The organism is Pseudomonas sp. Sample_9 (genome assembly GCF_004307535.1).
Taxonomy (GTDB): domain Bacteria; phylum Pseudomonadota; class Gammaproteobacteria; order Pseudomonadales; family Pseudomonadaceae; genus Aquipseudomonas; species Aquipseudomonas mercuritolerans.
The window spans coordinates 4266-13379 of sequence record NZ_RAZO01000025.1 but is presented as its reverse complement, the minus strand read 5'-3'; the positions used below and the strand labels follow the sequence as shown (position 1 = coordinate 13379).

The window sequence follows — 9114 nt, the reverse complement described above, 5'->3', positions numbered from 1 at the left end:
AGACTTGCCACCGTCGGGCCGTGTCAGACACGCGCCTGGTTATCGAACCCCAGCAGGCCGAGGCTGCGAATCACCTTCTGGGTGATGTAGCCGGCTTCGTTGGATGCCGCCGACGCCGCAAGGAAACCGGTGGTCAGCCAGCGATTCACCGTTTGCCCGTTGGCATTTTTCTCGATGAAGTTGGCGTCGCGGTCGGCCTTCATCAGGTCGGCGATGCGATCGAGGGCTTCGTCCCAGCCGATACGCGTCCATTCATTGCTGCCGGGCTTGCGCACTTGCGGGTACTGCAAGCGGCCGGGGCTGTGAATGAAGTCGAGCAGGCCCGCGCCTTTCGGGCACAGCGTGCCGCGATTGACCGGGTGGTCGGAATCGCCTTCGATATGAATGATGTTTTGCGCCACGTTCTTGCCGGCATCGCCCTGGCTGTACATGATCAAACCGCAACCGACCGAGCAATACGGGCAGGTGTTGCGGGTTTCACGGGTGTGGGCGAGCTTGAAGTGACGCACCTGCTCGGCGAAGGCCGCCGTCGGGGCCATGCCCAACGCGCCCAGGCTTGAGCCTGCAAGGCCGATACCGGCGACCTTGAAGAACTGACGACGGCTGAGATCCATCGTGCACTCCTGATCAGGTGGAACCCGGTACTTGTGCCGGGCTTTATCTGGACAATCACGGTTGCGACGCCTTGGCGCCGACTTTTTCACTGTAGACAAAGACCTTGCCGATTGTGTGAAAACCGACCGTCGGGTGTTTCATCTGCAATCTCGAGGTGTTGATCGTTCCCACGCTCCGCGTGGGAATGCCTCAAGGGACGCTCCGCGTTCCACTGGGACGCAGAGCGTCCCGGGCTGCATTCCCACGCGGAGCGTGGGAACGATCAGTCAGATCGCTATTGCGAGCAGGCTCACTCCTACAGGGAACGAGTTGCGCATAGAATGTCCGGCAGAACCAATCCCGCCTTGACGAGACCGCGCATGACTTTCGATTTTGATCAGCTGTTCGACCGCCACCACACTGGCAGCACCAAGTGGAGCCGCTACCCGGCCGATGTGTTGCCGATGTGGGTCGCTGACATGGATTTTGCCGCGCCGCCGGTCATCGTCGAAGCCTTGCAACAGCGCCTGCTGCACCCGTTGCTCGGTTACAGCGTGGCCCAGGACAACCTGCGTGAAGCGATCGTCGCCGACCTGTGGAACAAGTATTCATGGCAGGTCAAACCGCAGGAGCTGATCTTCCTGCCGGGTGTGGAATCGGGCTTCAACATGGCGCTGAAGGCTTTGGTCCAGGCGCAGCAGAATGTCGTCGTGCAAGTGCCTAACTACCCGCCGCTGCGCCATGCGCCGGGGCATTGGGGCCTGAACAAGGTCGAGCTGGAATTCAACGCCCAGGCCGATGGCACCTACGCCACGCCATTGGACGCACTGCGCGAGTCGCTGAAAGGCGGCGGCGCCCTGCTGTTGAGCAACCCGCACAACCCGATCGGCAAGGTCTTCGCCCGCGAAGAATTGCAGGCAGTGGCGGATATCTGCGCAGCGCAGGACGCGTGGATCATCTCCGACGAGATTCACGCCGAACTGTGCTTCGACGGCCGCGTGCACATTCCCACCGCATCGCTGAGCCCCGAGATTTCCAAACGCACGATCACCCTGATGTCGGCGAGCAAGGCCTACAACATCGCCGGGCTCAAGACCTCGTTCATGATCATCCAGGACGCCGGTCTGCGCGAACGCGTCAACCACGCTCGCTGCGGCATGGTCGACAGCGTCAACCCGCTGGGCATGGAAGCCACCCGCGTCGCCTACAGCGAAGCCGCGCCGTGGCTCGCCGAACTGAAAACCTACCTGCAGGCCAACCGCGACTGGCTGGTAGACGCGGTGCGCACGCGCCTGCCGGGCGTGACCATCAATGTGCCGCAGGGCACGTATCTGGCGTGGCTCGATTGCACCGCGCTGGACCTGCCGGATCCGCAGCGGTTCTTCCTCGAACAGGGCAAGGTCGGCCTGAGCGCGGGATTGGATTTTGGCGACCGGCATCAGCAGTTTGTGCGTTTGAACTTCGGTTGCCCGAGGGCGTTGCTGGAAGAAGGGATTGCGCGGATGGAGCGGGCTTTGGCTAACCGCAATCTCTGATCCTGCCCCGAGATTCCCCTGTGGGAGCGAGCCTGCTCGCGAAAGCGCAGTGTCAGTCGACATATTTATCGTCTGACAGACCGCTTTCGCGAGCAGGCTCGCTCCCACATTGGTTTTGCATAGCCAACTAAATCCAGCGCAAATCCGATCGAACTCAAGGCAAACCCACCGGGTCAACCCGGAACACTGGCCTTGAAATCAGGAGACCCTGCGATGACTGACTACCCAAAACCACCCTTCCCGAAACAAGCCCAACCGGTGCCCGGCTCGCAACGCAAGATGGAGCCGTATCCAGACTGCGGCGAGCAAAGTTACGTCGGTTCCGGCCGCCTCGCCGGCAAGATTGCGTTGATCACTGGTGCCGACAGCGGCATCGGTCGCGCAGTGGCGATTGCCTTCGCCCGTGAAGGCGCCGATGTCGCCGTGGCGTACTTGAATGAACACGAAGACGCCAAGGAAACCGCACGCTGGGTCGAGCAGGCCGGGCGTCAATGCATCCTGCTGCCGGGCGATATCGCCGAGAAAGCGCAGTGCCAAGCGCTGGTCGACAAGACCGTCGAGCGCTTTGGCCGCATCGACATTCTGGTCAACAACGCCGCGTTCCAGATGACCCACGAAAACTTTGAAGAAATCCCAGATGACGAATGGGTGATGACCTTCGACGTGAATATCACTGCCATGTTCAGGATCTGCCAGGCGGCGATCAAACACATGCGCCCCGGTTCGTCGATCATCAACACCAGCTCGGTCAACTCGGACATGCCCAAGCCGACCCTGCTGGCCTACGCCACCACCAAAGGCGCGATCGCCAACTTCACCGGTGGCCTGGCGCAGATGCTCGGACCGAAGGAAATTCGCGTCAACAGCGTCGCCCCAGGTCCGATCTGGACGCCGCTGATCGTCTCGACCATGCCCGATGAAGAAGTGCAGAACTTCGGCGGCAGCACCCCGCTCGGCCGTCCCGGCCAACCGGTGGAAGTCGCGCCGATTTACGTGCTGCTGGCCTCCGACGAAGCCAGCTATATCACCGGCCAGCGCTACGGCGTGACCGGCGGCAAACCGATGCTGTAACCGTGCAGCAGAAAAACTGAACCCGAGCGGCATGGCATCTCTCCATACCTGTAAGCGCCTACGGGCCAACAGGAACAGGAGGTTGTCATGTCCGCCCCCCTCGTCAGACTCTTCACCCAACCCAACTTCGCCTGGACCGATATCCGCCGCGAAGAAGAAACCCATCCCCGCCACTATCTCGCGCATCTGCTGCTGCTCGCGCTGATTCCGGCCGTGTGCCTGTTCATCGGCACCACCCAGGTCGGCTGGAGCCTCGCCGTGGGTGAAAACGTGCGCCTGAGCACGGCCAGCGCCTTGCAATTGAGCGTGTTGCTGTACGTGACGATCGTCGCGGGTGTCGCGATTATCGGCGGGTTTATCAGATGGATGTCGCGATCATTCGATGCGCGGCCAACGCTCAATCAATGCATCGGTTTTGCCGCCTACACGGTGACGCCGTTTTTCCTCGCCGGGATTGCCGGGCTGTACCCGAGCCGCTGGCTGGCAATTCTGGTGCTCGGCGCGGCGTCGATCTATTCGACGTTTCTGCTGTTCGTCGGCCTGCCGACCTTCATGCATGAGCGCAAGGAGCAAGGCCTGCTGTATTCGGCGTGCGTGTGGGGCGTTGGCCTGCTGGTGCTGGTGACCATGCTGGTGTCGATGATTCTGCTGTGGTTCAACGTGCTCATCCCCGAGTACCTGCGCACGACCGTGAGCTGAGCCGGTGCGCCTGTCCTTGAGAATTCACCGCAGTGAGCGGTCATGAGTTTCGGCGTATGGGTCGCGGTGCTCGGCGCCGTGCTGCTGACGCTGGCCCTGACGTCGTCATGGTTGCGCTGGATGCCGGTCACCACCTCGGCGGTGTGCCTGCTGCTGGGCATCGCCATCGGCCCCAGCGGCCTCGACCTGCTGCAATTGCCGCTGGAAGAATCGTCGTTGTGGATGGAGCATCTGACGGAAGTCGCGGTGCTGTTTTCCTTGTTCGTCTGCGGTTTGAAATTGCGCCTGCCGCTGGGCAACAAGACCTGGCGCATCGCTTTTGGTCTGGCCGGGCCGGTGATGATTCTGACGATTATCGGCGTGTGTCTGCTGTTGCACTGGGGCCTGCAATTGCCGTGGGGGCCTTCCCTGCTGATCGGCGCGATTCTGGCCCCGACCGACCCGGTGCTCGCCGCACTGGTGCAGGTCAATGATGCCCAGGACGTCGACAGCGTGCGTTTCGGCCTCTCCGGAGAGGCCGGGCTCAATGATGGCGTGGCTTTCCCTTTCGTGATTCTTGGTTTGCTGTTGCTGCACGGTGACGGTAGCGCCAGCGAGTGGCAGCACTGGGTGGTTCGCAGTCTCTTGTGGGCGGTGCCGGCGGGTTTGCTCACCGGTTACTGGATGGGCCGCGGCATCGGCCGCATCGCCCTGCTGCTGCGCATTCACAACGAGGACAGCACCCTCGGCCCCAATGATTACCTGACCCTCGCGCTGATCGCGCTGTCCTACGTGGTCGCCGACGCCATTGGCGGCTACGGCTTTCTCGCGGTCTTCGCTGCTGGGCTTGGGCTGCGTCAGGAGGAAGTCAAATCCACGGGCATCACCCAGGCACCTGCCGAGCACCTGGTGCAGCCGGTGGTCGGTCATCAGAACGTCGAACCGCAGAACGCCGTGCATGGCGACACAGAGAAGCTGGAAGACAGCCAGGTTGCAGCGGGGATCATGATGGGCGACATGCTGGCGTTCGGCAGTCTGGTTGAGCGGGCGATGGAAGTATTTCTGGTAACCCTGCTTGGTGTTGTGCTGATAGCGCATTGGGACTGGCGGGCGTTGTGGATCGGCGCGGTGCTGTTCTGCCTGATTCGCCCGCTGAGCGTGGCGCTGATGCCATGGGGCAATCTGCTCAGCGGACCGCAGCGGTTGTTGATCGGCTGGTTTGGCATTCGCGGCATCGGCAGCCTGTTCTATCTGTTCTTCGCCCTGAACCATGGCCTGGATTCAGACGTGGCCAAGGTCTGTACCGACATCACTTTGTCGGTGGTGGCCCTGAGCATTCTGCTGCATGGCGTCAGCACACAACCGATGCTGGCGCGCTATGAACGTCTGAAGCAACGAAAAAGCTGATTCTTCAACCGCTGCGCTTGGCTGGAAATGATCGAAGATTTTTCTGCAAAAAAATGGATCGCCGGGCGCGACCCAACGGTCACAACTTTAACCGCGCCAATCATCAGCGCGGCCCGGCAGGTTCGGTTCCCCTGCGGCAAACAAGCCTATTAAACGGAACTCCGACACAAACAAGGTCACGGTCATGAACGAATGCTCGACTCCTGCGCAAATCAAGGCTTGCAGAGCACTGGCTCTGGAACGCAATCGTCAACTGTTCGAAGAAGCCCACGAACTGAACCGAGCGGCAAATGCGCTGCTGGAACAGACGCCGACCGACTTCGAACGCTTTGAGCAATACCGGGCACTGCGCAAGAAAGCCGATGCGAAATTTGAAGATGCGATTGATCATCTGTGTGTGCTGAATGAGGATTTCCCGCCGATCCCGGCGGCGGTGCAGAATGCTGTGACTGCGCGGCGTGAGCTGGAAACTGCGTAATAAAAGTTAAAAGCCCCTCACCCTAGCCCTCTCCCGGAGGGAGAGGGGACTGACCGAGGTGTTCTCACGTGCTACACCGACCTGGCATACCGCGCCGAATGTAGATTTTGAAAAGCATGAAGATCGGCTCCCTTCCCCCCTCGCCCCCTTGGGGGCGGTCCGACGTTTCGGGAGGGCTGGGGTGAGGGGGTAAAAATCTCATTAACATCACAACATCCAGCACCTGTCCCGACCAATCCACCTCAAGGATTGGTCACCTGAATAAACACCGCATATACCCCCAACATCACCCAGAACGTCGCAAAAATCCAAGGCGTGCGCACCGAAAACAGCAGCGACTTGCGATAGCCCTTGTGGCTCGATTCCATCTCGCTGAACAGCGGGGACTCGTCATACGCCGCGCCCATCACCGGCTCGCTGTGCAGCAACTGGCTCTGCTTGAAGTGCCAGTGGTCGATGATGTCGTACGCCGCACGAATCCCCGGCCAGGCATTCAATGAACTGAGCACGCCGAGCAATGCCAGAAACGGCGGCACGACGAGGGTGAACATCTTGCCCCACTCCGGATTGAGGTTAGCCATGCACGAGGCGAAAGCGATCACCAGAAACGACTGCGCCGCGAGGTAGGCGTCGGTGCGGTTGGCGAGGATGCTGGTTTCGTACTGGATTTCCCGGCGATAGAAATCCAGGCGCTCCTTGGGTGAGCCAAACATCTTGGCGTCGTGTTCGGCCAAGGCTTCTTCAGCAGCGCTTGGCTGGGTCAATATGCGAGACAAGAGACGTGCCCTCCAAAAGTGAACAAGACTTTTGGAAAGGCACGCGTCAGCACTAGTTCAGCCGGATCGACCAGCGCGTCATTTCATTGACTGGGCGATGATCTGCACCAGACCCGCTTGGGTGAACGGTTTCGGCAGACGCGGCAGTTGAGCGGCAAAACCTTCCAGGCGTTCGGCATATCCAGTGGCGAGAATGATCGGCAGATCCGGCTTGAGCATGCGCAACGCATGGGCCAGTTGCGCGCCGCTCATTTTTGGCATGGCCATGTCGGTGATTACCAGATCGATCACTTCGCCCTGATCGAACAGCGCCAGCGCCTGGGCGCCGGACGTTGCGCCGATGACTCGATGGCCGAGATCTTCCAGCAGCAGACTGGTGCTGGTCAGCACCAGCGAATCGTCATCGACCACGAGCACACTGAGCCTCGGCACCGCAATGGGCGCGGCGTTGCTGTACGCCGGGCGACTGGCCGTACGCTCAAGCGCCACCGGAATCCACAGCTCGGCCGCCGTACCCTGGCCCTTCTCGCTTTTCAGAATAAAGCGCCCGCCCAATTGTTCGATAAAGCCGTGCACCATCGACAAGCCCAGCCCGGTGCCTTTGCCCAGGCCTTTGGTGGTGAAGAACGGATCACGGGCACAGGCCAGCGTGGCTTCGTCCATGCCTTCGCCGCTGTCGATCAGGCTCAGGCACACGTAACGCCCCGCCGCCAATGTCGAATGAGTCTGTTCCAGCACCACTTCGGCTTGCGCCTGAATGATCACCGTGCCGCCGTCGGGCATGGCATCGCGGGCATTGGTGGCGAGATTGAGGATCGCCAGTTCCAGCTGATTGCTGTCCGCCAGCACGGGCTGCAGATCTTCGGGAAAGCGCGTTTCGATGCGAATGCCCGGCCCGAGCGAACTGCGCAGCAGCCCGGTGATACCTTGCACCAGTTGCGGGATATCCACCGACTCGGTCTTGAGCTCCTGACGACGGGCGAAGGCCAGCATGCGCTGGGTCAACGAGACGCCACGCAAGGCACCTTGGGTGGCGTTTTCCAGCAGACGAGCGATTTTCGGCGCGTCGCCGATGCGTTTCTGCACGATCTCGAGGTTGCCGAGAATCACCGTCAGCAGGTTGTTGAAGTCATGGGCGATACCGCCGCTGAGTTGGCCGATCGCCTGCATCTTCTGCGCCTGGAACAACGCCTCGCGGGTCTTTTCCAGGGCCTGCTGCGCCTCGTGCGCCTCGGTGACATCGCGGGTGATCTTGGCGAAGCCGAGCAACGTGCCGGTGTCGCCGCGAATTGCATCGACCACCACGTGGGCAAGAAAGCGCGTGCCGTCCTTGCGCATCCGCCAGCTGCGGTTCTCGAAGCGGCCTTCGCGGGTGGCAATCTCCAGCGAACGCTGCGGCTCGCCGAGTTCGCGGTCTTCGGGGGTGTAGAAAATCGAAAAATGCTGGCCGATGATCTCTTCCGGCAAATAGCCTTTGATGCGCTGCGCGCCCTGGTTCCAGTTGCTGACGCAGCCTTCGGGGCTGAGCATGTAGATCGCGTAGTCGGTGACGCCCTGCACCAGCAGGCGGAACTGCTGTTCGCTTTGCTTGAGGGTTTCCTCGGCCATTTTGCGGTCGGTGAGGTCGCGGGTGATCTTGGCGAACCCGAGCAGCTTGCCGTTGGGGTCGATAATCGGGTCGATCACCACGTGCGACCAGAAGTGCGTGCCGTCCTTGCGCACGCGCCAGCCCTCGCCTTCGAAGCGACCTTCGCGAATTGCCGTGTCGAGCGCCCGCTGCGGCAGGCCGTTGGCGCGGTCTTCCGGGGTATAGAAGCGCGAGAAGTGCTCGCCGATGATCTCGGCTTCTTCATAACCTTTGAAGCGTTTGGCGCCGGAGTTCCAACTGGTGATGGTACCGTCGGGGTCGATCATGTAGATCGCATAGTCGACAACCGCGTCGATCAGCAGCCGGAATCGGCTGTCTTCGATCGCTGCGGTTCTGTTGTTCTCACTCATCACACTCACCAGCCACTGTCATGGGCTGAAGTATGCGTGAATCCGCCGATTTGAAAAGCGCCGGTTCGCTTTTGATCGCCCACCAGCGCGGCAGCAGTTGTTTGATGCGGCTTTCGGCAAAGCGGTCGTCGATGAGCATGACCGTGCCGCGATCCTCACGGGTGCGAATCACCCGCCCGGCGGCTTGTACGACTTTTTGCATGCCCGGGTAAAGATAGGTGTAGTCGTAACCGGCGCCGAAAATGGCGGCCATGCGCCGCTTCATCTGCTCGTTGACCGGATTGAGCTGCGCCAGACCCAGCGTGGCAATGAACGCGCCGATCAGCCGCGCACCGGGCAAATCGATGCCCTCGCCAAATGCGCCGCCCAACACCGCAAACCCCACACCCTGGCTGTCGGCGCTGAACTGGTCGAGAAACGCCTGCCGCGCGCCCTCGGCCATGCCCCGCGATTGCAACCACTGGATGATGTGCGGATGGCGCTCGGCCAATAAGGTCGCGACCTGTTGCAGGTAATCGAAACTGCTGAAGAACGCCAGATAGTTGCCCGGGCGCTCGCTGAACTGGCGGGCGATCAG

At 61.1% G+C, this 9114-nt stretch carries 8 protein-coding genes and 1 pseudogene; 5 read left to right on the top strand and 4 right to left on the bottom strand.

Features of this window, described 5'->3' with window-relative positions:
* Positions 1–26: 26 nt before the first annotated feature.
* Positions 27–614 (bottom strand): annotated as a pseudogene (locus D6877_RS01580) (molybdopterin-dependent oxidoreductase); the annotation flags it as partial.
* 360 nt (positions 615–974) lie between these two features.
* On the opposite strand from D6877_RS01580, the gene D6877_RS01575 reads away from it, so the two are divergent.
* The 5 genes from D6877_RS01575 to D6877_RS01555 all read left to right on the top strand — a co-directional run bounded on the left by D6877_RS01575 (position 975) and on the right by D6877_RS01555 (position 5763).
* Entirely contained in the window at positions 975–2129 is a 1155-nt protein-coding gene (locus D6877_RS01575; RefSeq protein ID WP_130909639.1) for a PatB family C-S lyase, read from the top strand.
* A gap of 213 nt (positions 2130–2342) precedes the next feature.
* Entirely contained in the window at positions 2343–3200 is an 858-nt protein-coding gene (locus D6877_RS01570) for a glucose 1-dehydrogenase (RefSeq protein ID WP_016774822.1), read from the top strand.
* Positions 3201–3287: 87 nt separating this feature from the next.
* On the top strand, positions 3288–3899 hold the full coding sequence (locus tag D6877_RS01565) for a Yip1 family protein (RefSeq protein WP_016774823.1): 612 nt from the start codon (positions 3288–3290) through the stop codon (positions 3897–3899).
* 42 nt (positions 3900–3941) lie between these two features.
* Entirely contained in the window at positions 3942–5285 is a 1344-nt protein-coding gene (locus D6877_RS01560) for a cation:proton antiporter (protein WP_130909638.1), read from the top strand.
* A 184-nt stretch (positions 5286–5469) separates the two neighbouring features.
* Positions 5470–5763: a hypothetical protein gene (locus tag D6877_RS01555; protein ID WP_016774825.1), complete on the top strand. Its 294-nt coding sequence runs from the start codon at positions 5470–5472 to the stop codon at positions 5761–5763.
* A gap of 242 nt (positions 5764–6005) precedes the next feature.
* On the opposite strand, the gene D6877_RS01550 is transcribed toward D6877_RS01555, so the two are convergent.
* From D6877_RS01550 to D6877_RS01540, 3 genes are all read right to left on the bottom strand, one after another.
* Positions 6006–6539: a hypothetical protein gene (locus D6877_RS01550; protein WP_130909637.1), complete on the bottom strand. Its 534-nt coding sequence runs from the start codon at positions 6537–6539 to the stop codon at positions 6006–6008.
* 78 nt (positions 6540–6617) lie between these two features.
* Positions 6618–8537: a PAS domain-containing sensor histidine kinase gene (locus D6877_RS01545; RefSeq protein WP_130909636.1), complete on the bottom strand. Its 1920-nt coding sequence runs from the start codon at positions 8535–8537 to the stop codon at positions 6618–6620.
* On the bottom strand, positions 8530–9114 hold a 585-nt coding region (locus tag D6877_RS01540; RefSeq protein ID WP_277751468.1), incomplete at its 5' end, for a helicase C-terminal domain-containing protein. The genes D6877_RS01545 and D6877_RS01540, both read right to left, overlap by 8 nt.